Origin of the sequence: Nocardia sp. NPDC006982 (assembly GCF_042869435.1) — a bacterium.
In the GTDB taxonomy this organism is placed as follows: Bacteria; Actinomycetota; Actinomycetes; order Mycobacteriales; family Mycobacteriaceae; genus Nocardia.
This window is the reverse complement of the sequence record NZ_JBIAFV010000005.1, coordinates 300,862-321,411: the sequence shown is the minus strand read 5'-3', so window position 1 is coordinate 321,411 and position 20,550 is coordinate 300,862. Positions and strand designations below refer to the sequence as shown.

Below are 20,550 nucleotides of genomic sequence, written 5' to 3'. Positions count from 1 at the left end.
TTCGCTCAGAGCTGACCGGTCGCTTCCCGCCACTTGCGCTCCTTCTGGATCCACTCGTTGTCCTGCGGGAACTCATCGATCGTGGTGACCCGGCGGATCTCGGTTTTGAAGCCGGGACCGGTTAGCGGCGACCGCTTGGCCCACTCCACGGCCTCCTCCTTGGATGCCACGTTGAGAATGTAGAACCCGCCGAACAGCTCCTTGGTTTCGCCGTACGGTCCGTCGGTGACTACGGGCGTCTCGGAGGAATAGTCGACGACCACGCCATCGGCGGCATCGTCGAGACCCTCCGCGGCGACCAGCACGCCCGCCCGGATCATCTCCTCGTTGTACCGCCCCACGGTCTCGAGCATCTTGTCGAAGTCGAAATTCTCCATCCCCGCGTAGGCCTCGTCGGTGGCGCGCCAGATCAGCATGTACTTCATGGTTGTTTCTCCTCGGGTATCCGGGTCCCTCTCGGACCCTCTCACCCGTGAGTCGAACGGGGAATGCCGAAGATCGACGCGCCGCCGAAAATTCTTTTCCACGCCTATAGCGGCACGCCCTACGCAGTGTCGCAGTCGGGGTCCCGAGCCGCTCGGCCGCCGTGCGGACCGAATAACCGGCCTGGTCCGGAGCGGGCATCGAACGGTGCGGCATGACCTGATTCTGCCTGTTCGTGGTTGAACGACACGCTTTCGATCCGCGAGTCAGCGGTGGAACAGGCGGCGGATGCGGCTGCGGATACCGGGGGTGTTCCGAGCTAGGGGAGTGGCGGGTTCGGTGGTCGACTCGGCCGATGTCGCCTGCGCGAATCGCACGTGCAGCTGTTCGCGGACCTGGTCCGGGGTGTAGGCGCGGCGGCGGCGCTCAGCGCGCACGATCACCACGCCGGTGGCGACCACACCGGCCGCACCTGCCAATCCCACTGCCTTCCACCACCTCATACCGCATAGGCTACTTCCATGACGGGGACGAGCATCAGTCTCGATCGGGCGCTCGAGCTCACCAGAACTGGCGATATCTGGTTGTTCCGTGGGCATTCGGCGGCCGATCGTGCGATTCGGATGACGACGAACAGTCCGGTGAACCATGTGGGAATGTCGGTCGTGCTCGATGATCTGCCCGCGTTGATCTGGCATGCGGAGCTCGGTCGATCACTGCCCGACATGTGGTCGGGAGTCGCACACCGCGGCGTCCAGTTGCACAACCTGCGTGATGCGGTACTGGTTTGGACGCACCGCTACGGTCAGCAGGCCTGGTTGCGCCAATTGAACCGTCCGGCAACCAAAGACATGGAAGACAGCTTGCTACGCACTATCGCCCGATTCGACGGAACCCCTTTTCCTTCCACTGCGGGTCTCGCCGGACGCTGGTTACGTGGTCGAGCACGCCTTCCGCGACCCCGGTCGCGCCGAACGGTCGTCCAGGAGTTGGAAAGCGCGTATTGCGCGGAGATCGTTGCCGCGACCTATCAGTCGATGGGGCTGTTGTCGCAAGACCGAAGCCCGAATTGGTATGACCCCGGACGGTTTTGGAGTGGTGACGGTCTGCGGCTGACCGGTGGCTATGAACTGGGTGGCGAAATAGCCGTGGAAACATCCGGCGACTCCTGACCGGGCCGATGCAGTGGTGCGCGTCGGCTAGCGCGGAGACCGTCGAGCACGAACCGCAGGGATCGCTGCCATGCCGATTCGCCGGCGTTGTCGCCGAGAAGCGACAGCGCCCAGACAAGCTTCACCACGTCGTCGTCGGTGGCGTCGGCGCGTAGTGTCCCGTCGCGGCGAGCGCGGTCGAGCACCGTCGACAGATGTGTCATCCCACGCGCGCAGGCCTGGGCGAGTTGTGCGGCGGCGGGGTGATCGCCGGTGAATGCTTCGAGCAGCCCGCGGTCGGCGGCGAGTCGCGTCAGCAGATTTTCGACGAAACCGGTGAGTGCGGCCCACGAATCCTGCTCAGCCGCCGCCTGTTCGGCGAGTTCGTCCACGGCGGCGAGGCGAGGCGGCAGCAGTGCGTCGATGAGGGCGTCGCGCGTCGGGAAGTGGTTGTAGAGCGTGCCGATGCTGACTCCGGCCCGCCGTGCGATCTCTTCCAGCGATCCGGACAGTCCTTGTTCGGTGAACACGCCGGCGGCTTCCTGTAGCAACCGGTCGCGGTTGCGGGCCGCGTCGCGGCGCATCGGTCGAGTCACGACGACCATCATACAAACTTGAGGGCCCCCTCACTCTGGTGCTAGCCTCTCCTTGAAGGTGAGGCACCCCTCAATATTTGGAGGTAGAGATGGCGAACAACGCACGCACGGCCGTAATCGTCGGTGTCGGGCCGGGATTGGGTATGTCCATGGCCAGTCGATGGGGTCGGGAAGGATTCCGGGTCGCGCTGATCTCGCGCAGCGACGCCCGGCACGGTGCGTATCTGGCTGATCTCGCCGCGCAGGGCATCGACGCCACCGCCCACACAGCCGATGTCACCGATCCGGATCGACTGACCGAGGTCCTGGATGTGATCAGCGCAAGCGGGGATGTCGAGTTCGTCTATTACGGCCCCGGCCCGACGCAGCTGCCGGTCCCGATCGCGGAGATCGATGTCGCGATCGCGCGATCGGCATTCGATTGGGTATGGCCAGCGGTGCACGTCGTCGGCGCCGTGCTGCCAGGCATGCTCGAACGCGGTACCGGCGGGCTGGTTTTCGCGGGCGGGTTGTCCAGTGTGCGGCCCATGCCGATGCTGGGTCAGTTGGCTTTGGCCGCCGCGGCGCTGCGCAACTACGCACTCACCCTCAACGCCGCGCTCGCCGACCGCGGTCTATACGCGGGAACGCTCACCATCGGCGGCTTGGTCGAACGCGGCGACATCCATGCCATGGTCACCGCTGATCCGGCGAAATACGGTGCCGTAGAAGGACATACGCTCGATCCGGACCGAATCGCCGAGACCGGCTGGCGCATGTACGAGACGCGAGATCGCGCAGAGGCGGTGTTCGACGCCTTCGGCCAATAACAGCGCGGGAATGCAGAACTTAAAGCGTGCCAATGTAATCGAAGCCGTTGTGGTGTGTACAACGGATTCGAGAGCGTGGGTAGGACTTCGGCCGCAACCTCCCACTCCGGTCTCATTGGACTCGCGTGGCGATGCCTGGATAGTCGAGGATCAGACCGTGCCGGTCGTAGGTCAGGCGGCAGGCGAAGTCGAATGCGCACGCTAGGGGTTTGCGACCGGGCTCAGGCAGCTGGCCGGTGGGTCGACGAGCACGCAGATCGATGGGCCGCGGGTGGGGCGGTAGTCGGCGGGGAGACCGCCGGTGGCGATGATCTGGGTGTAGGTGCCGACGCCATCGGTGGGGCGGCGGGTGAGGGTCGGGTCGGTGCGCACGTCGACGGTGTAGAGGCCGAATCGTGGTGTGTAGCTGCCCCATTCGTAGTTGTCGGTCAGGCTCCAGTAGTTGTAGCCGATGACATTCATGCCGTCGGCCTTGGCGCGCTGGATCCAATAGACGGTGTCACGAAGGTGATCGCTGCGGGTGTAGCCGTCGCCGCGGGGGATACCGTTTTCGGTGGGCATGCCGTTCTCGACGATGTACAACGGCTTGCCTGGAAAGCGGCGCGAATAGTATTGCAGCGCATAGTAGATGCCCTCGGTGCGCACCGGCAGTTCCCAGATGCGCTGTCCGGGCAGCTGCGGCATGGCCGACCCGATGGCCCTGGTGATGGAACTCAGCAGCGACTGCACCGGATCGTAGGCGAAGTAGTAATCGACGCCCACGTAGTCGAGCCGGTTGGCGACGCGATCGACGAACTCGCCGTTGACCTGCGCTTCCGAGCCGGCCACGTAGCCGACATTGCTGGTCACCTGAGCGCCGGGCTGGACCTGGTGGATGTAGTCGTAGATGGCGTTGTGGGCCCGCGCGAGGCGGTCGAGCATCTCGGGCCCGCTCGCCGCGCCCCGGCTGGTCTCGTGCACGATGTAGGCGACCGGTTCGTTCACGGTGACCCACAACGGATTTCGGGATGCGTAGTGGTCGACGACCGTGCGCATATTGGCCAGCCAATCCTCGACCATGCCCGGATTGCGCCAGCCGCCGCGGTCGGCGGCCCAGCCGGGATAGACCCAGTGATCCAGGGTGATCATCGGTCGCATCCCGGCAGCCACGATCTTTGCGATCACCGCGTCGTAGAAACCGAACGCGCCTGCATCCCAGGCGCCCGGCGCGGGCTGCACGCGAGCCCATTCGATCCCGATCCGGAACACTTTCACACCCAGCTCGGCCGCAAGGTCGATGTCGGAGGCGTACCGGTCGTAGAAGTCGACCGAATCGCGCAGTTCGTCGGCGCCGGAGCCCGCGATGTAACGCGTCCAATTGCTATCGGGCGCATGGCCTTCGGACTGGAAACCGGATGACGCGACACCCCACAGGAAATCCGAGTCCAGTACCGGTAGCGCGTTCGACCGGATCGGCGGGACGGCCGAGGAGTTCGTGCACAGCAGCAAGGTCGACGCCGCGGCGGCGAGCGCGGCCAGGACGTACCGACGGAACCAACGCATCAATTCAGGGTAACTCGATCGCCGCTGGCGATGGACGAATCAAGAATGCTGGGCAGATTTGGGGGTGCCCAGCGTTCGCCCGCTATGGGGCGCTCGGTTATTCGCGAATTACAGCTCCGGCAATCGCTGACGCAGTAGGCAGAACTCGTTGCCCTCCGGATCCTGCAGCACGTGCCATGGCTCGTCACCGGTCTGCTCGACGTCGGCCGGCTGCGCACCGAGCGACAGCAGCCGCTCCAGTTCGGCGTCCTGGTCGCGGTCGACCGGGTTCACGTCGAAGTGCAGCCGGAGCTTCGCGGTCTTCGGCTCCGCGACCCGGCTGAACACCAGCGTCGGTGCGGCCCCACCGAATCCGGACGGCGGTCCGATCTCGATGCCGTCCTCCGGCTCCTCCCTGCTCAGCTCGACATAGTCCAGCACCGCGCACCAGAAACGGGACAGGGCAACGGGGTCGGTGCATTTGACGATCAGTTCAGACAGGCGGCAACTCATACGCTCAGACCCTAGACGCCGGGCGGTTCGTCACGGACCTGACCGGTCCCGATCGGCTTGTCGTCCTGGTGATCGGCGGGATTCTGCTGGGCGTTTCCCCGCTGGGGTGGGCGGTCAGGACGCTGTATCTGCTCGGTCGAGAGCGCCGGTGGTCCTGGAAAGTCGCCGCGGTGCCGGTGGTTGTGGTCGCGGGGCTGTTGGCGGGGTTGATATTTCGGCCCGCGAGCTTCGGTGCCGTACGTCCGGAAATGGAAGAAGTCGCGGTCGGGATGCTGCGCGAGGATGCGCCGAACACCCGTCAAGGTCTGAGTCTCGGTGGGACCGATATCAGTTCGGTTCATCGCGAGTCCGATGGCGGGTCTACTTCTATGACGCCGACGGTTTCGTGGGTTCCACTGTCCGAGGCTGGGTCTACTCGCCCGGCGCTGAGCCGGTGGGCAGTGGCGCGCGCCGGTTCGAATGGCTGTCCGGAGATTGGGTATTCGTTCGTCTTCGATATCGACTGAGGTCGCCGGTGGCTCGCGTCGACGGGCTGATTCAGCCGCGACCGAAGCGATCAGGAATCGAGAAGCGCTGGTCGCCGGGTAGAAAATAGCGTTAGTGCCATGAACATCACCATTAACCAAGCCGCTATCGAATCCGTCATCCTCGAGGTGCCCGACGCTGCGGCCGCAGAGGCCTTCTACACCGCCGCGTTCGGTCTCGGCGACAAGCTGCACGTCCGCACCTCGGATGCGCCGACGACCGGCTTCCGTGGCTTCATCCTCTCGCTCGTGGTGTCGCAGCCGAGTACCGTCGACAGCCTCATCGGCACCGCTGTCGCCGCGGGCGCGACGACGCTGAAGCCCGCCAAGAAGAGCTTCTGGGGCTACGGCGGCGTCGTCCAGGCGCCGGACGGGGCGATCTGGAAAATCGCGACGTCGTCGAAGAAGGACACCGGTCCGGCCACCCGCGAGATCGACGATTTCGTGGTTCTCCTCGGGGTCGACGACGTCAAGGCGACCAAGCAGTTCTACGTCGATCACGGCCTTGCCGTTGCGAAGAGCTTCGGTAGCAAGTACGTCGAGTTCGAAACCCCGGCGTCCTCGATCAAGCTGGCGCTCTACGGGCGCCGTGCCGCCGCCAAGGATGCTGGTGTGCCGCAGGAGGGAACCGGGTCGCATCGGATCGTCATCAGGGGCGGTGCCGGAGCCTTCACCGATCCGGACGGGTTCGCGTGGGAACCTCACTTGGCGTCCCAGTAGCACTGCACCACCGCGGTCGTGAACGGGAACCGCACCGGTGTCGGCCCGAAGGCGATCCGGCCTGCGGTCTCGGCCGCGGCCGCGATCATTTCGGCGACAGTCGTGGCCTCCTCGGCCGGGCAGTGCACGATTACCTCGTCGTGCTGGAAGAAGACGAGCTCGGCTCGCAGCCCGGCGTGCGTCATCGCATGACGCACGCCCGCCAGCACCAGCAGGGCCCAGTCGGCGGCGCTGCCCTGCACCACGAAGTTTCGGGTGAAGCGTCCGCGAGCGCGCGTCGCGGAGGTGCTGCCATACCCGTCCGTCTCAGGCGATGCGACGGAGGCCGGCGGGCAAGTGCGGCCGAGCCAAGTGCGCACCAACCGGCCTTCTTCACCGGCGCGAGCCGCGTCGTCGACATACGCCACCGCGGCCGGATAACGTCGGCGCAGTTCGGCCATGTGGGTGAGGGCATCGCCGGATGTCTGGCCGTAAATGGCGCCCAGCAGGGCGATTTTGGCCTGGGCGCGGTCGCCGCCGAAGACACCGGCGTACAGGTCTTCACCGCGACCGGCCACCTCCATCAATCCCGGGTCGCGGGAGATCGCGGCGAGGACCCGCGGCTCCATTTGGTCGGCGTCGGCGACCACCAGACGCCAGCCCGGGTCCGCGCGTATCGCCTGACGGATCACCTTCGGGATCTGCAGGGCGCCGCCGCCGTTGGTGGTCCAGCGGCCGGAAACCGTTCCACCGGGCAGGTATTCGGGACGAAAGCGGCCGCCGTGTACCCACTGCTCGAGCCATGACCAGCCGTGCGCGGTGTACAGGCGGTACAGCGATTTGTAGGCCAGTAGTGGCGCTACGGCGGGGTGATCGATCTGCTGGAGTTCCCATTTTCGGGTGGAGGACAACAAGATCCCGACGCGGCCGAAGGCTCTGATGATGTCGTTGGCCAGGTCTGGCCGGACCCGCACACCTTCCCCGAAGGCCCGCGACACCTCGTCGGCCAACTCCGCCATCCGGCGCGGCTCCAGTCCGCCGGGAAAGCGCTCACCCAGCAGCTTGTCCAGCAGCTCACGGTGCACGTCGGCGCGCCAGGGGATCCCGGAACGGGACATCTCCGTGGCAACCAGCATGGCCGCCGATTCGGCAGCAAGGAGCAGCCGCATACGTTCCGGATGTTCGGTCTTCGCCGTACGAGCCAGCTGGCCCGCGTAGACCTTCAGCAGTGCGTCGAATTCGTCCGTGCCGGGTGGCAGCGGTACCGGGCCGGATTCGAACAGCGACGGCTGGGTCTCGGCGGCACGCGCGGGCGCGTCCGGCGGGACGGGCAGGTTGTTCAGTCGCGCCCAGGCCGCCGCCAGCGAGCGGGCCTGGCCCGACTGGCCCTCCTCATGGCCGATGAGCAGCGCCTCCGCGGCCTGCACGTCGTAGCACCGCTCGACCCGCACGCCCGCCGCCAGCAAAGGTCGGTAGATCTCGGCCGTGGATCGCCAAACCCACCGCTCGACCTCGGGCCGTGCGCGCACCGCCTCCGCGAGCGAGGGCTCGCGCACAACTGGTCCGGCGGGCCGACCATCCTGATCGAGCGGACACAGAGTTGCACCTCCGTCGCCCGTTTCCGCCACCGCCCATCTCACGTCCCGAGTCTTGCACTGGGGTAGGACATCTATCGCGGTAGCGGGCTCGGGTCGGGAGGTTGGTCACCGACCCGACTGTGCCGCCGCCGCGCGGGTGTCGAGTTGTGCGAGCGAGAGTGGGTGGCGCGGTGCCGAATCCAGGACGGTGGTCGATCGGACGCGCAGGTGGTCGTCGACGTGGAGTAGTTCGCCTGGTGCGAGTGCTCGCCAGCGTGGGTCCTCGTCGGTGCGTTCGCTGGCCACCACGACCGCGGGGAATTCGCGCAGGTGGCCGCTTCGGGTCCGGATTCCGGCTCGTCCGGCTTGGTCCAGGTGCCGGTCGCCCTGTGGACCACCTGGCTCGCGTTCGAGGACGAAAAGGCCGTGTGTGTCGGGGTATCGGAGCGCCCACAGGTCTGTTGCCGTGGTGAGTACCAGGTTGAGGGCGTAGACGGGGAGTCGGTCCGCGATCCACCTGACCGCGTCGGTGATACCGGCGGTGACGTCGCCGTCGTGCTGATCGGTGCGCTTGGTGATCAGGGCGAAGAATCGTTCGGAATCGGTGTCGCCGTGTACCAGGTCGAGGTAGTCGCCGAGTTCGGAGTCCAGTTCGTCGAGGCCGTGCAGCACACCGTTGTGTGCGAACAGGCGGCCACGTTGTTCGAACGGGTGGGTGTTGATGGGTTGCAAGCCGCCCGTGGTGGCGTAACGGATGTGCGCGACGAACGTCATCGATTCTCGTTCGCGCGCCTCCCGGGCGAATTGGACGTCCTGGTACGCGGCGATCGGTTGTTTCTCCACCAGCGGGGCCTCGTCGGCGGTGAAGGTGCCGAGGCCGACGCCGTCGGGTTCACGTCTGCTCTGTATCGACAGACTGTCCGGCGCATCCAGTAACCAGAACGTGGCCCGCACGCGCCGGGGTGCGGCCGACAAACCGAACAAGTGACACATGGGACTCCTGCCTGGGCGTTGTCCGCGTGTGATGACTGTCCTGCGATCGTAGTCCCAGGTCAGCTGATCTTTGCGTGCCGGTCCGGAATCCCCGGGTCCGGTCCGGAATTCTTGTCCGGCCAGTGGACCAGGCAGTTCAGGGGGCGGGCCGGTGCGGCTTCTCGATCGAGAAGGAACGTGCTCAGATCGTGATCACGACGCATCAGCGGGGGCGGGAAGTCTGTAAACCCCGTGTGCGCAAGTGATTTCGATTCTCAGGGGGACTGGTTATGTGGGAATGGAGCAAACATGTCGCCGTCCACGCCACCGCTGCGGCGTGGACCCGTCGACAAGAGGAGTACCGACCGACGATTTGCGACCCGGAACCAGACAGCACGAACAATGGTTGCGCCGCAGCTGAGGACAACGGGGACCATTCGACAGACAGCGCCGAGTAGGCGTCAACGTTCGACGGGTTCGGCGTCGCAGCAGACGGTGTCGACGCCGAACCTTGGCGTTCAGCTCTTGGCGAGTGCTTCGCGACGAATCCACTCGAGCAAGGTGGGGTTGTCGGCCGTGGTGATGACGCCGATGGTGGTGTGGACGTAGCGGTGGTCGTCCAGGAGGGCGAGCATGCTCGCGGCCAGGTCCGCGCGGGCGGTGAATCTGCCGTCGGCGTGGCCCTCGACAATGGTGTAGTCGGTGACCGACGGCAGGTGGTAGAGCCCGCTCGGGCGCACGATCGTCCAGTCCAGATCGGTGGACCGGATCAGGGATTCCATTCGCCGCATGTCGTCGTACAGGGTCTTAGCCGCCACCCGCGTCACATATGGCAGTAGTACGCGGTTGAACAGGAACCCGCCGTCGGAGTACGGATGCGGGTCGACCCCGCTCGAGCTGACCACGGCGAGCCGACGCACCCGATGCCGGTCCATCGCGGCGACGATATTGGCCACACCACGCGAATAGGTGCTGATCGGTTCCTTCCCCGCGGGCACCCCGAGCGTCGACAGCACCGCATCCTGCCCTGCCACGGCGGTGTCGACGGCACCCGGATCGAGCACATCTGCACCGACTATCTCGAGCCGATCATGGTGCAGCGGAAAAGAATCCGGCTGCCGGGTGACCGCGGCGACCTCATGTCCGGCGGCGAGTGCCTGGCCGGTGAGCAGTCGGCCGGTGGGACCGTTTGCTCCGAAGACTGTGATACGCATGAAGATTCGCCTTTACGACACCGAAGCCGTGCGCAGCGGAGCCAGCGCCCGCGCCCACGCCAGCAACTCATCGACCAGCCCGTGTACCGCCGCAACGTGCAGCTCACGCGGTTGGAAGTCGGCGAAATTCACGAAGTCCTCGCGCAGCGTCAGCGCCACCTGCGGCCCGATGTCGGCCATCCGCAGCACACCCGCCTGCGCGCGCAACTTCTGCACCGCCATCACCGCGCCGTAGATGCCGTAACCGACGTAGGCGATCGGCTTGCCGCCCCATTCCCTGTGCAGGAAATTGATGGCGTTGGTCAGGGAGGCGGGCGGGGCGGTGTTGTACTCGGGCGTCACGAAGATGAAGGCATCACAGGCGTCGATGCACTCGGACCATCGCCGGGTGTGCGGCTGTTGGCCCGGCGCCCGGCCCGCCGGCACGGGCTCGTCGAGCAATGGCAGCTGGTAGTCCTGCAGGTCCACGAGCTCGAAATCCGCGCTGTCGCTTGCATGTTCGACTGCCTGCTCCTGGACCCATCGGGCCACGCGGTCGCCGATGCGGCCGGGACGGGTGCTGCCGATGATGATGCCGATCTTCATATTCGATTCTCCTGTCGATCAGAAACTGGATACGCCCGCGCGGGCAGACGAGAACGCGCTGTGGGTGGCCATTTCCTTGAGGGCGACCGCGGTGCGCCCGGCGAGGTAAGCGCGCCGGATCGTGTCGTCGGTGTGCGTGAACTGAGCTACCGCGTCCTTCCTGCCCAGCGAGAGGCCGCGGCTGAAGTACGGGAAGGAATGCGGTTTGGGCCTGCGGCCCGCGAGTAGGCGCGCGAAGTTGTCGGCCGCATGAATGGCCTGCGGAAGGGCGGTGTAGCAGGCGAAACGTGCTCCGGGCACGGCAGCGCAGTCACCGACAGCGAAGATCCGCTGGTCGCTGACGCTGCGCAGGAACTCGTCGACGACCGCACGTCCGCGCGCGTCGACCTGGAGACCGCTGCGCGCCGCGAGGTCGGGCACGCCCGACACGATCGCCCACAGGGTCAGGTCCGTAGCCATCTCCCGACCCGACCGCAGCCGCACGACATCCGCTGCGCCCGAACCGACTTCGGCCACCTCATCATCGATGATCTCGACGGTCAGTCGCTCCAGCCCGGCGCGTACTCGCCGATAAGCTCCGCCCGAAAGGCCGCCGCCCACCGAGGAACCGATCAGCCGCACTCGCAGATCGGGTCTGGCCTCGGCGATTTCGGCGGCGGTCTCGATGCCGGTCGGACCACCCCCGATAACGGTGACACGGTCACCCGAGGTGAGCCCCGCCAGCGCCGCGCGAGCCTGCTGCGCACCTTCCCACGTGCCCACCGGTACGGTTCCGGGGATGGGCGACACCGTACTGCCGACGGCCAAGAAGGCGTAATCGAAGTCGATCCGCTCGCCGTCGGCGAGGGCGACGGTGCTGTCACCGATCTTGTCGACGGTGCCTACCCGTGCCGTGATCCCTTCCCGCAGTACCTCCGCGAGAGGTGTTGCCGCCGAGTATATTCCCGCGATCTGCTGGTGCAGCCGAACCCGCTCCACGAAGTCCGGGCGCGGGTTGATCACCGTGACCTCGGCATCCTTGACTTTCCTGGCCACCCGGTTCGCTACGAGCGTGCCCGAATATCCGCTGCCAACTACGACGACCTGCATGTCAGCCTCCTGTCTCGGTAACTGGACGAACACAAGACGCTCGTGGCCGTGGTCCTGTGACGTCCGCGCCTGCGTGACGTGTGTCACTGATGGTGGGTGTCACAAAGTGGGCAGCTCCGGCGTCTCGTGTGTATGGCACAGTCGAGAGCTATGAGTGACGCGGGCGAGGTCGACCGCCTGGACCCCGCCACCGAAGCGTTCCTCGCCCACCGCAAGCTCCTGTTCACGGTCGCCTACGAAATGCTCGGTTCGGCCGCCGACGCCGAAGACGTCCTGCAGGAAACCTGGCTGCGGTGGGCCGATGTCGAACTGACCACGGTGCAGGATCAGCGCGCCTACCTGGTCCGGATCACCACCCGCAAGGCACTCGACCGGCTGCGCACCCTCGACCGGCGCAAAGAGTCCTATGTCGGCCCTTGGCTGCCCGAGCCGCTGCTCACCGCTCCCGACGTGGCCGACGATGTCGAACTGGCCGACAGCGTCTCGATGGCAATGCTGCTCGTGCTCGAGACGCTCGCGCCGACCGAGCGCGCGGTGTTCGTACTGCGCGAGGTATTCGACCTGGCCTACGACGAAATCGCCGAAGCAGTCGACAAAACTCCCGCCGCGGTCCGCCAGATCGCCCACCGCGCACGAGCACACGTCGCCGCGCGCCGACCCCGTGGAGTCATCTCCTCGGCCCAGACCCGCGACGCGCTCGCCGCCTTTCAATGCGCGGTCGAAACCGGCGATCTACAGGGTCTGCTCGAAATCCTCGCGCCCGATGTCGTCGCCCTCAACGACGGCGGCGGAATCAAACAGGCCCTCCCGCGCCCCATCGTCGGGGCCGAGCGAGTGGCTCGGCTGTTCGCCGCGTACTGGAATACGATCGGCGCCGCGGCGACACTGCACCCGACACAGGTCAACGGCTACCCGGCGTTGATCATCCGGCTCAACGGCGAACTCGACACCGTCACTGCGGTGCGCATCGACAATGGCCTCATCAGCGGCATCTACTCCGTGCGCAATCCCCAGAAGCTGTCGCATATGCAACGCGAAACCTCGCTGCGTCGTTGAGCCCGGAGCACTTCACTGCGGAAGCCGAAACCGCCGCTGATCGGTTGTGCACCAAGGACATCGAGGTGCTTACACCGATGCTTCTATTGCCTGTTTCATTTCCTTGATGCCGTACTCGGTGCGGATTCGAATTTCGGGGGCGATGGTGTCGGGTAGGACGTCGGTTATCCAGATCAGGCGGCCGTGCTCACCTTCGCTTCGGACCTCGAAGGATGCGTGGTGGTAGTCCAGGGATGGCCTGGCGCCATCCGCGACGGAGTAGGCCATTCGGCGGGTTTCGTCGTCGATGGAGATGATCAGTTCCCGAATTATGTGGCCGTCGGGAAATGTGAGGAAACGTTCGACGCCCTGGATGCGGGTGTCGGCGACTCGGCCGGGGAGCAGGCGTTTGTGCACGGCCCCGACATCACGTACCACATCCCAAATATGTTGTGGGGAAGCATCGATGACGATTTCGGTGCGGATGGTGGCCACGGGGTCGAGTCTTCCCCATCTCGGGGCGTGATCGACACACAGTGCTACGAGTCACGGATTGATCGGGTCGCCGTGCTGGGAGTTCACCCGAAATCGCGGGCAAGAACAGCTCGGGCGCGAGCATCGGCCAGAAGCAGGCCCGCTTCTCGGCGCAGTCTGCCGAGTTGACGGCGCTGCCCGGCGTTGGGGGCCGTGCTCTCGAGTTCCTGGTCCAGGGAGCCGAGGGCGGATTGCAAGTCACCTACCGTCTCAACAGTCGCCCTGGTGCCCAGGTTTCTTGCTTCCTTGATGAGTTGGGCCAGTCGACCTTCCAGACTGAGCATTTCGCCTCCCGAGCGCGCACAGCTGCATGTCCGTCGGCGTCACCGAAGTCCGGTCCGCCGATTGAAAAAACCGCATCTATTGAGCCGTTAAATAACGGTACATCAAATGATGGAATGATGAAAGGGGCTGGTATCACCCGGAATTCACTGTGCTGTCGGACAATGGGGCGGTCGGTGATCACTCCTCCGGGCCGATGGGAGCCAGCGCTGTGCACGATGACCGTCGGTTGATCGAAGACCGCCTCGGGCGGGTCCTCACAGAGCGGATCGTTCCCGCGATCTATCCGGAGTCGGTGCCGCTGCGGGCATCGGTCTGGGTTGCGCCGGATGAGCCGGTGCCGGTTGCCGAGGGATTGGCCGCGCCCCGGACGCCCATCGAATCCGGTGTCAGGTGGGGCGCGCCATGGGGAACCAGCTGGTTCACGGTCGAGGGCACGGTGCCTGCCGAGTGGGCGGGCAAAACTGTCGAGGCGATCATCGATCTCGGCTTCGACCGGAATATGACGGGCTTCCAGTGCGAGGGTCTGGTCTATCGGTCGGACGGATCGCCGGTGAAGGGGCTGCACCCGCGTAACCAGTGGGTGCGGGTGGCGTCCCCGGCGGTCGGTGGCGAGCATGTACTGCTGCATGTCGAGGCGGCTTCGAACCCGATCATCCCCTTCTTCTCGCCGAACGCTCTCGGTGACAAGCTCACTGCTGGTGACGAGCCGCAATATCGGCTGGGCCGAATGGATCTCGCGGTTTTCGACGACGAGGTCTGGCACCTGGTGCAGGATCTGGAGGTCCTGGGTGAGCTGATGCACGAGATGCCCGAGGGACCTGCCCGCCGCTACGACATCGTGCGTGCGATCGAGCGCGCGCTCGACGCCGTCGATCTGCGGGATGTGAACGCCACCGCTGCGGCGGCGCGCGAATGCCTGGTCGATGTGCTGGCCAAGCCCGCGGTGCCGTCCGCGCACACGATTTCCGCGGTGGGGCACGCGCATATCGATACGGCGTGGCTGTGGCCGCTGCGCGAGACGGTGCGCAAGGTCGCGCGTACGACCTCGAATATGACCGCCCTCCTGGCCGAGGAGCCCGAATTCATCTTTGCGATGTCCCAGGCCGCGCAGTTCGACTTCATCAAGCAGCACCGTCCCGAGGTCTACGCGCGGGTCGAGCAGGCGGTATCGGAGGGGCGGTTCGTGCCGACCGGCGGGATGTGGGTCGAGGCGGATACGAATATGCCGGGCTCGGAAGCGATGGCGCGGCAGTTCGTGCACGGTAAGCGGTTCTTTCTGACGGAATTCGGTGTGGAGAACGAAGAGGCCTGGCTGCCCGATACCTTCGGGTTCGCCGCCGGACTGCCGCAGATCATCAAGGCGGCCGGTTCGAAATGGCTACTGACACAGAAGATTTCGTGGAGCCAGATTAACCAGTTTCCGCACCATACCTTCTTGTGGGAGGGGATCGACGGAACCCGGATCTTCACCCATTTTCCGCCGGTCGATACCTACAACTGTTCGATGCACGGTCGTGAGATCGCCCATGCCGCACGGAATTTCAAGGAGAAGGGCCGTGCGTCGATATCGCTCGCGCCGACCGGCTGGGGTGACGGTGGCGGCGGCACGACGCGGGAGATGATCGCGAAGGCCGCCAGGATGGCCGATCTCGAGGGTTCGCCGAAAGTGGTGTGGGACTCCCCATCCGGCTTTTTCGCCAAGGCCGAGACCGAGTACGAGAACCCGCCGGTGTGGGTGGGCGAGCTGTATCTGGAGCTGCACCGTGGCACGTTGACGAGTCAGGCGAAGACCAAACAGGGCAACCGCCGCAGTGAGCACCTGCTGCGGGAGGCCGAGCTGTGGGCCGCCACCGCTGCGGTGCGGAAGAACTTCGAGTATCCGTACGCGGCGTTGGACCGAATCTGGAAGATGGTGCTGCTGAACCAGTTTCACGACATCTTGCCCGGCTCGTCGATCGCATGGGTGCACCGTGAGGCGGAGCAGACGTATGCGGCGGTGGCTGAGGAGTTGACAACGATTATCGAGCGGGCGCAATGGGTGCTCGGTGGTGAGCGGGTGGGACCGAATATCTTCAACCCGACCCCGCATACTTGGCGAACGGTTCCAGCCGGTGCGGCTGCTCCGGTGGATTCGGGTGATTCATGCTCGGTGGTCGAGCGTGCGGGTGGTGGGTTCGTCCTCGACAACGGTCTGTTGCGAGTAGAAGTTGACGCCCGCGGGCTCGTCGCATCGGTGTTCGACCTCGAGCATCAGCGCGAAACGCTGCCACCAGGTTCGGTCGCGAATCTCCTACAGCTACACCCGGATTTCCCGAACTCTTGGGACGCTTGGGATGTCGATCTCTTCTACCGAAATCGGGTCACCGACCTGACGGAGGCGGAATTCGTTGCGGCAGTGTCAGATTCGAAAGAAGAAGCGGCGGTGCGGATCGGCCGCTCATTCGGGTCGTCCAAGGTCGAGCAGACGCTGACACTGCGGCCGGGTGCGCGCGGTCTGGATATCGACACCACCGTCGACTGGTACGAGACCGAGAAATTCCTCAAACTTGCCTTCCCCCTGGACATCCACGCCGACCGCTATGCGTCCGAAACCCAGTTCGGGCACGTCTTCCGACCTACCCACACCAACACCAGTTGGGAATACGCGAAGTTCGAGGCTTGCAATCACCGGTTCGTCCACTTCGCCGAGCCCGGCTGGGGTGTGGCGGTCGTCAACGACTCCACCTACGGCCACGACGTTACCCGCACCGTTCGAGCCGATGGCGCAACGACGACAACATTCCGGTATTCGCTGCTGCGGGCACCGCGATTTCCGGACCCGGAGACCGACCACGGTACGCACCACTTCCGGCACGCACTGCTCCCCGGCGCTTCGATCGCGGATGCGGTGCGTGCGGGATACCGCATCAACCTCACTACCTCGCGACCCGGTGTCGCCGAACCCGTTGCGCCACTGTTCATCATCGACAACGACGCCGTCGTGACCAGCGCCGTCAAACTCGCGGACGACGGGAGCGGCGACGTCGTGCTCCGCGTCTACGAGGCCCACGGCGGCCGAGCCTCGGCACTGGTAACCGCAGGCTTCGACAACGCCGGATTCCAAACCTGCGATCTACTGGAACGCCCCCTACCAGCAGACACCTCCGCGACTGCGAAGGGCACAGGAGTCCGCTTGCGGCTGCGACCTTTCCAACTCCTCACCCTCCGGTTCGCCCGCCCGCAACTGGACCGCTGACCATCATGCGCTGGTGTCGGCGACTATCGGCCGATGCAGCCACGAACGCATGGTGATCGTTCGACCAGCATGGAGTAGGTAGGTGCGCGCGAGTCAACTGGGAAAATTGCTGTAGCGTCGTACGACTGTGGTCCCCGCAGTACGCCCGCGCGGCGAGCCGATAGGGAACGGGAAGCTGCCCCATCGTGGAGTTGGATGCGCAGGCTCGAACCCGACCGATGTCCAACGGGTTTCGCCCGTCTTCGGCATCGGCGAGGTGTGAGTGTCGTCGCTGCTGTCGTCAAATCTGTCGACTGCTGTGTGTGGCGTACCACACACCATTGAATTCGACGCCTAAGGTCTGACTCGGTCCGCCCATCAGGGGCAGTTGAGTGGAGGGATTCGAAGAATGAAGTTCGAGAAAATCACTGCTGCCGTTTTCATGGCCGTCTCGGCCGTGGGTATCACTGCGGCAACCGCCCATGCAGAGCCGGCCGTGACGGAGCAGCCGACTGCGGGGGACACGACTTCCGGTGTGGATCATGGAATCAACTACCAGATCACCGTTTCGCCAGTCGACAGGGTCGTTATCGCCACCGTCGAGAATGGCAAGTTCGAGATCGCGCAGAACGGTGCGGTGGTGCTCGAGTCCGGTGACGGAGCGGCGGTGACCGAAGTGCCGAAGTGGTACGCCGTCGATGGGCGTTCAATCGCGATTGCGCAGCACATCGGTGCGGACGGCCGCACCCTGACGCTGACACCGACCCCGACGGCAGAAGATATTGCGCAACTGAAGGACATCAGCTCCTACGACCGGCTCAAGGAGCAGATCAACAAGAACCTGCCTGGCGTCGTCGGCGGTGCCATCGTGGGCGGCATCCTCGGAGCGTGCTTGCCCCTGATATGGGGGATCAGCATCCCCGCGGGTGTGCTGATCGGTGGAACCGTCGGCGGATACGTCATGGGCGGCCCGGAGTTCCTCGACGCCGTACAGGCACTCGCCACCGGCCAGCCGTGATCACGGGCAGGTGAAATAGCCTACGAGCCCTGTTCAACCACTTCGCTGGTGACGGCCAATGGTTCGGCAACCAGCAGATCGAGGATGCGGGGGTGGTTGCCCGGTGCCGCGCGGCATTCGAATCGGTCTGGGCGCCGGCGACCGTCTTCGGTGTCGGAGATGCCGTGAGTGTCGTCGCTCCTGCCGGTGAACTGCGACATCATTGATCGGTGAAATTGACACCGGATAGAGGTTCGCGCGGACCAGGGCCCCACACACCGAAAGGACCACTCCGAGCCCGTGGAACCCGGCAGCCAACCCGCAGACCGGGCCACCCACGTTTGCCCATACGCTGCCGATCAGCAGCGAAAACCCAATCCGAACCCGACCGGGCCGGCACACCACCTACGAGAAAATCGAGGATAGGTCCCGACAGTTCCCCGTACCGTCGCTTGGTGCTCACCGGACCGGCTATCAATCGACCGCAAATTTTTTGGTCAGCTCGGTTAGGAATTGAACGGATTTGGGTTTGTCGTCGTCTGTCAGGTGGAGGTCGCCCTTATCCGTCCGGGTTTCGGTATCCCAGATCTCGAGAATTGCGTTCCACTTGTTGATTCGGGTAGCGAACCGTACCGTGTTCGAACGGGTCCCTTGATCTGTTCGCAGGTCGTACACCCATATTGCCTCGCCCGGCTCTGGCTGTTTCACGAATCCACGGCGGCCCCATGTTGGGTCCGCATCGTCCGGTGCGTTTTGCATCGTGTAATTCCCAATCGGGTTCTGCCCCTGGGCAAGCGAGCACCCTCCGCTGAACCTAAGGACGAGGTCTGTCGAGACGATTGGGATGGCTCGCACTTCGACGGCGTGCAATTCGGTTGTGAAGAAGTTCTTCAGAACATCGCACACCTGTCCCTGCGTCATCGTCGGTTGAGCCTGAGACGACACGGGCGTCGCAGCGGGCGGCGACGAGGAGCACGATATCGCCGGGCACCGCGCCCGGGACAATGCGGATGGCGTCCGGAGGATGCACCTCCACGCCAGGCGCGGTCGGCTGGTTGTAGAAGACGAAATCACTGTCGGAGCGAACTTTCCCGGCGGGCGTGAGCAGCAGCGCCGCCACATCCACCGCCGCCGCAGCAACTACCGCGACCCGGACCTCACCCGCAGCAATCGGCGCATTCGCACCCTTGACCAATTCCATGGCTGCCCTCCCTCGGTACGTCCTACCGAATCGGCTGGCGACCCAAGGATGGCCGGTTATCGGGGCGTCTGCGCAGCAGGTCCGTGCTCCCGTTACCGGTCCTTGTTGCTAGGAGAATTGCTGTATGTCCAGCACCCACACCGTGCCACGGGACATGGGTCCGCGGTCCTGCTCTTGTCTCGCCTGCACAAGAGAATCGGGCGTCGCGTACTTGTGGGTGCCCACACTGTGGCGCGGCAGTTTGTCGTCGAATGCGTAAACGACCTTGCCGCCGCGCATGAAGACCTGCATCGCAGAATCCGAGCCCTGCGCCAGTCCCTTCCAATTGAGGTCCGTGGTGCCGAGGACGGCATTGACCTTGTCCTCTGTATTCGGGGAGTAGAAGCTGTACATCCGATCCCATTCGCCGATGCCTACTCCGGACTCGGCGACGATATCGCCGAGTCGCGCGCTGCCATGCGCATCCTGCACTCGATCGAATGCCGCTGCCAGAGCAAAATTCTCGGCTTGAACCGTCACGCTCTCACCGCCGAACGGGAGCCTGCATCCGGTTGTGGCTGTGACAACAGCCGCCAGTGCACACAGTCCTGATACCGCTCGAGTTGTCTTGTTCATGCTCACTGATCGAAGCTTCTGGAGGAAGTGCTGTTGCCGACCCGCCGGTACAGCGTCGAGTCTTGTTCTTGCACAGGCTATTCGGCAAAACTGATCCACTCTTGCGCTGAGGGCGGCCGGGTGTACTGCCGTGCAGCGAGTCGGTGGATAACGGCGGATTGCCCCATCGTGCAGTCAGAGCGCTTCGGTGTCAGGTGATCGCGGCGATGATCGTGCGAGCGACCCAGTCCGCATACCGGTCGAGGGACCCACCCCCTGGCGAGCACAAGCCGTTCGTAGGTGTCGATGGCGAAGTAGTTTCAGAGGAGGTCGCGGACCTCATCGAGATCGATGTCGTCGCGTAGTTGGCCGGTCTCCAGCAGGTGTCGCCCGAGCATGGTCATTCCGACCAGGCGGAGTTCACATGGATGCGGATGCTCGGCGGAGGGCGTCGAGGGTGGTCTCGGGGGAAGTGTTGAAGCAGAATCGAATTCCCGGGGCCGCCTCGACTACGGCGTTGATGATGTGCTCGAACAGCAGGGTGTGGTCGGGGAGGGCTCGTATCGCACCGCCGATCATGACGAGGTCGAATCGCTGGTTGGCGAGCAGGGTTCGGATTTCGGTTTCGGCTTCGTCGGGTGATGCGCCGACCAGGTATGGGGTGATATCGAATTCGGTGTCCCGCAGGGCATCGTTCGCGGCGCCGATCCTGGCGGTCAGTTGTGCCTCGTCCAGGTCGGGGAAGCGGTTGTAGTCCATGGCTTGTGGATGCAATCCGATGGTCAGTGCCCTGGGCCGTACGACTGGTTCGGACATTGGTTCTCCTCTGTGGAGCGTGAGACCCGCGCGGTTGCGTGGGACTATTGGGGTGCAGGTTCGACATATTTGCTTTGTAAGCAAAGGTATTTTAGAGAGCGAGGTATGTCAACGGAGCCTGGTCTATCCCTGGATGAGGCCGCCGCCGTCGGCCGACGCGGACGGGTCGAAGGCCGATCAGGGGCCTCGATATCGCTTGTC

24 protein-coding genes are annotated in these 20,550 nt (G+C 64.8%); 7 read left to right on the top strand and 17 right to left on the bottom strand.

What is annotated here, in order from left to right:
• Positions 1-5: 5 nt before the first annotated feature.
• A complete protein-coding gene (locus ACFYOW_RS22175) occupies positions 6-425 on the bottom strand; it encodes a YciI family protein (protein WP_063040952.1) in 420 nt (139 codons plus the stop codon).
• Between the two features lie 264 nt (positions 426-689).
• Positions 690-926, bottom strand: coding sequence for a hypothetical protein (locus ACFYOW_RS22170; RefSeq protein ID WP_387290692.1), 237 nt, complete (start codon positions 924-926; stop codon positions 690-692).
• Positions 927-944: 18 nt separating this feature from the next.
• Between ACFYOW_RS22170 and ACFYOW_RS22165 the strand changes: the two genes are divergently transcribed.
• Entirely contained in the window at positions 945-1,595 is a 651-nt protein-coding gene (locus ACFYOW_RS22165) for a hypothetical protein (protein WP_387290690.1), read from the top strand.
• Here the strand turns inward: ACFYOW_RS22165 and ACFYOW_RS22160 are convergent.
• On the bottom strand, positions 1,547-2,170 hold the full coding sequence (locus tag ACFYOW_RS22160; RefSeq protein WP_387290688.1) for a TetR/AcrR family transcriptional regulator: 624 nt from the start codon (positions 2,168-2,170) through the stop codon (positions 1,547-1,549). The two genes, ACFYOW_RS22165 and ACFYOW_RS22160, sit on opposite strands and share 49 nt — an antisense overlap.
• A gap of 89 nt (positions 2,171-2,259) precedes the next feature.
• Here ACFYOW_RS22160 and ACFYOW_RS22155 point away from each other — a divergent pair, with 89 nt between their 5' ends.
• Positions 2,260-2,979, top strand: coding sequence for an SDR family NAD(P)-dependent oxidoreductase (locus tag ACFYOW_RS22155; RefSeq protein ID WP_387290686.1), 720 nt, complete (start codon positions 2,260-2,262; stop codon positions 2,977-2,979).
• A gap of 201 nt (positions 2,980-3,180) precedes the next feature.
• On the opposite strand, the gene ACFYOW_RS22150 is transcribed toward ACFYOW_RS22155, so the two are convergent.
• The 3 genes from ACFYOW_RS22150 to ACFYOW_RS22140 all read right to left on the bottom strand — a co-directional run bounded on the left by ACFYOW_RS22150 (position 3,181) and on the right by ACFYOW_RS22140 (position 5,354).
• Complete coding sequence (locus tag ACFYOW_RS22150; protein WP_387290684.1) at positions 3,181-4,521, bottom strand: family 1 glycosylhydrolase; 1,341 nt, start codon at positions 4,519-4,521, stop codon at positions 3,181-3,183.
• Positions 4,522-4,629: 108 nt separating this feature from the next.
• Entirely contained in the window at positions 4,630-5,013 is a 384-nt protein-coding gene (locus ACFYOW_RS22145) for a VOC family protein (RefSeq protein WP_387290682.1), read from the bottom strand.
• 11 nt (positions 5,014-5,024) lie between these two features.
• The gene (locus ACFYOW_RS22140; RefSeq protein WP_387290680.1) at positions 5,025-5,354 is read right to left on the bottom strand and encodes a hypothetical protein; all 330 of its coding nucleotides are present in this window, start codon (positions 5,352-5,354) and stop codon (positions 5,025-5,027) included.
• A 264-nt stretch (positions 5,355-5,618) separates the two neighbouring features.
• Here ACFYOW_RS22140 and ACFYOW_RS22135 point away from each other — a divergent pair, with 264 nt between their 5' ends.
• Positions 5,619-6,257, top strand: a complete 639-nt coding sequence (locus tag ACFYOW_RS22135) for a glyoxalase (RefSeq protein ID WP_387290679.1) — start codon at positions 5,619-5,621, stop codon at positions 6,255-6,257.
• On the opposite strand, the gene ACFYOW_RS22130 is transcribed toward ACFYOW_RS22135, so the two are convergent.
• The 5 genes from ACFYOW_RS22130 to ACFYOW_RS22110 form a co-directional block, all read right to left on the bottom strand.
• Positions 6,239-7,876, bottom strand: coding sequence for a bifunctional 3'-5' exonuclease/DNA polymerase (locus ACFYOW_RS22130; RefSeq protein ID WP_387290677.1), 1,638 nt, complete (start codon positions 7,874-7,876; stop codon positions 6,239-6,241). The two genes, ACFYOW_RS22135 and ACFYOW_RS22130, sit on opposite strands and share 19 nt — an antisense overlap.
• 63 nt (positions 7,877-7,939) lie before the next feature.
• The gene (locus ACFYOW_RS22125; protein WP_387290675.1) at positions 7,940-8,806 is read right to left on the bottom strand and encodes a class II glutamine amidotransferase; all 867 of its coding nucleotides are present in this window, start codon (positions 8,804-8,806) and stop codon (positions 7,940-7,942) included.
• Positions 8,807-9,303: 497 nt separating this feature from the next.
• A complete protein-coding gene (locus ACFYOW_RS22120; protein ID WP_387290673.1) occupies positions 9,304-9,999 on the bottom strand; it encodes an NAD(P)-dependent oxidoreductase in 696 nt (231 codons plus the stop codon).
• 12 nt (positions 10,000-10,011) lie between these two features.
• The gene (locus tag ACFYOW_RS22115) at positions 10,012-10,584 is read right to left on the bottom strand and encodes an NADPH-dependent FMN reductase (protein WP_387290671.1); all 573 of its coding nucleotides are present in this window, start codon (positions 10,582-10,584) and stop codon (positions 10,012-10,014) included.
• Positions 10,585-10,602: 18 nt separating this feature from the next.
• Positions 10,603-11,673 (bottom strand): NAD(P)/FAD-dependent oxidoreductase, encoded by a 1,071-nt coding sequence (locus ACFYOW_RS22110; RefSeq protein WP_387290669.1) that lies wholly within the window; start codon positions 11,671-11,673, stop codon positions 10,603-10,605.
• Between the two features lie 150 nt (positions 11,674-11,823).
• Here ACFYOW_RS22110 and ACFYOW_RS22105 point away from each other — a divergent pair, with 150 nt between their 5' ends.
• Complete coding sequence (locus tag ACFYOW_RS22105; protein WP_387290667.1) at positions 11,824-12,729, top strand: RNA polymerase sigma-70 factor; 906 nt, start codon at positions 11,824-11,826, stop codon at positions 12,727-12,729.
• 69 nt (positions 12,730-12,798) lie between these two features.
• On the opposite strand, the gene ACFYOW_RS22100 is transcribed toward ACFYOW_RS22105, so the two are convergent.
• Positions 12,799-13,203 carry an SRPBCC family protein gene (locus ACFYOW_RS22100; protein ID WP_387290665.1) on the bottom strand — a complete coding sequence of 135 codons (405 nt, stop codon included), beginning with the start codon at positions 13,201-13,203 and terminating at the stop codon, positions 12,799-12,801.
• An 83-nt stretch (positions 13,204-13,286) separates the two neighbouring features.
• Positions 13,287-13,526 (bottom strand): hypothetical protein, encoded by a 240-nt coding sequence (locus tag ACFYOW_RS22095; RefSeq protein WP_387290663.1) that lies wholly within the window; start codon positions 13,524-13,526, stop codon positions 13,287-13,289.
• A gap of 209 nt (positions 13,527-13,735) precedes the next feature.
• Here ACFYOW_RS22095 and ACFYOW_RS22090 point away from each other — a divergent pair, with 209 nt between their 5' ends.
• The 3 genes from ACFYOW_RS22090 (at position 13,736) to ACFYOW_RS22080 (ending at position 17,965) form a co-directional block, all read left to right on the top strand.
• The gene (locus tag ACFYOW_RS22090; protein WP_387290661.1) at positions 13,736-16,762 is read left to right on the top strand and encodes an alpha-mannosidase; all 3,027 of its coding nucleotides are present in this window, start codon (positions 13,736-13,738) and stop codon (positions 16,760-16,762) included.
• 388 nt (positions 16,763-17,150) lie between these two features.
• A complete protein-coding gene (locus ACFYOW_RS22085) occupies positions 17,151-17,759 on the top strand; it encodes a hypothetical protein (protein WP_387290659.1) in 609 nt (202 codons plus the stop codon).
• A gap of 29 nt (positions 17,760-17,788) precedes the next feature.
• Positions 17,789-17,965, top strand: coding sequence for a DUF6879 family protein (locus tag ACFYOW_RS22080; protein ID WP_387291411.1), 177 nt, complete (start codon positions 17,789-17,791; stop codon positions 17,963-17,965).
• Between the two features lie 247 nt (positions 17,966-18,212).
• Here the strand turns inward: ACFYOW_RS22080 and ACFYOW_RS22075 are convergent, their stop codons facing one another.
• The 4 genes from ACFYOW_RS22075 to ACFYOW_RS22060 all read right to left on the bottom strand — a co-directional run bounded on the left by ACFYOW_RS22075 (position 18,213) and on the right by ACFYOW_RS22060 (position 20,349).
• Positions 18,213-18,659, bottom strand: a complete 447-nt coding sequence (locus ACFYOW_RS22075; protein WP_387291447.1) for a hypothetical protein — start codon at positions 18,657-18,659, stop codon at positions 18,213-18,215.
• Positions 18,553-18,939, bottom strand: a complete 387-nt coding sequence (locus tag ACFYOW_RS22070; protein ID WP_387290657.1) for a TerD family protein — start codon at positions 18,937-18,939, stop codon at positions 18,553-18,555. Before ACFYOW_RS22070 ends, ACFYOW_RS22075 begins: the two co-directional genes overlap by 107 nt.
• A 108-nt stretch (positions 18,940-19,047) precedes the next feature.
• A complete protein-coding gene (locus tag ACFYOW_RS22065; protein ID WP_387290655.1) occupies positions 19,048-19,458 on the bottom strand; it encodes a hypothetical protein in 411 nt (136 codons plus the stop codon).
• 495 nt (positions 19,459-19,953) lie between these two features.
• On the bottom strand, positions 19,954-20,349 hold the full coding sequence (locus ACFYOW_RS22060) for a hypothetical protein (protein WP_387290653.1): 396 nt from the start codon (positions 20,347-20,349) through the stop codon (positions 19,954-19,956).
• Positions 20,350-20,550: the final 201 nt, after the last annotated feature.

Coding starts and splice junctions, on each gene's coding strand:
- ACFYOW_RS22165 (WP_387290690.1), top strand. CDS start 945: ATGACGGGGACGAGCATCAGTCTCGATCGGGCGCTCGAGCTCACCAGA.
- ACFYOW_RS22120 (WP_387290673.1), bottom strand. CDS start 9,999: ATGCGTATCACAGTCTTCGGAGCAAACGGTCCCACCGGCCGACTGCTC.
- ACFYOW_RS22110 (WP_387290669.1), bottom strand. CDS start 11,673: ATGCAGGTCGTCGTAGTTGGCAGCGGATATTCGGGCACGCTCGTAGCG.
- ACFYOW_RS22155 (WP_387290686.1), top strand. CDS start 2,260: ATGGCGAACAACGCACGCACGGCCGTAATCGTCGGTGTCGGGCCGGGA.
- ACFYOW_RS22150 (WP_387290684.1), bottom strand. CDS start 4,521: ATGCGTTGGTTCCGTCGGTACGTCCTGGCCGCGCTCGCCGCCGCGGCG.
- ACFYOW_RS22105 (WP_387290667.1), top strand. CDS start 11,824: ATGAGTGACGCGGGCGAGGTCGACCGCCTGGACCCCGCCACCGAAGCG.
- ACFYOW_RS22085 (WP_387290659.1), top strand. CDS start 17,151: ATGAAGTTCGAGAAAATCACTGCTGCCGTTTTCATGGCCGTCTCGGCC.
- ACFYOW_RS22075 (WP_387291447.1), bottom strand. CDS start 18,659: ATGACGCAGGGACAGGTGTGCGATGTTCTGAAGAACTTCTTCACAACC.
- ACFYOW_RS22070 (WP_387290657.1), bottom strand. CDS start 18,939: ATGGAATTGGTCAAGGGTGCGAATGCGCCGATTGCTGCGGGTGAGGTC.
- ACFYOW_RS22115 (WP_387290671.1), bottom strand. CDS start 10,584: ATGAAGATCGGCATCATCATCGGCAGCACCCGTCCCGGCCGCATCGGC.
- ACFYOW_RS22135 (WP_387290679.1), top strand. CDS start 5,619: ATGAACATCACCATTAACCAAGCCGCTATCGAATCCGTCATCCTCGAG.
- ACFYOW_RS22125 (WP_387290675.1), bottom strand. CDS start 8,806: ATGTGTCACTTGTTCGGTTTGTCGGCCGCACCCCGGCGCGTGCGGGCC.
- ACFYOW_RS22140 (WP_387290680.1), bottom strand. CDS start 5,354: ATGAACCGAACTGATATCGGTCCCACCGAGACTCAGACCTTGACGGGT.
- ACFYOW_RS22060 (WP_387290653.1), bottom strand. CDS start 20,349: ATGTCCGAACCAGTCGTACGGCCCAGGGCACTGACCATCGGATTGCAT.
- ACFYOW_RS22095 (WP_387290663.1), bottom strand. CDS start 13,526: ATGCTCAGTCTGGAAGGTCGACTGGCCCAACTCATCAAGGAAGCAAGA.
- ACFYOW_RS22175 (WP_063040952.1), bottom strand. CDS start 425: ATGAAGTACATGCTGATCTGGCGCGCCACCGACGAGGCCTACGCGGGG.
- ACFYOW_RS22170 (WP_387290692.1), bottom strand. CDS start 926: ATGAGGTGGTGGAAGGCAGTGGGATTGGCAGGTGCGGCCGGTGTGGTC.
- ACFYOW_RS22145 (WP_387290682.1), bottom strand. CDS start 5,013: ATGAGTTGCCGCCTGTCTGAACTGATCGTCAAATGCACCGACCCCGTT.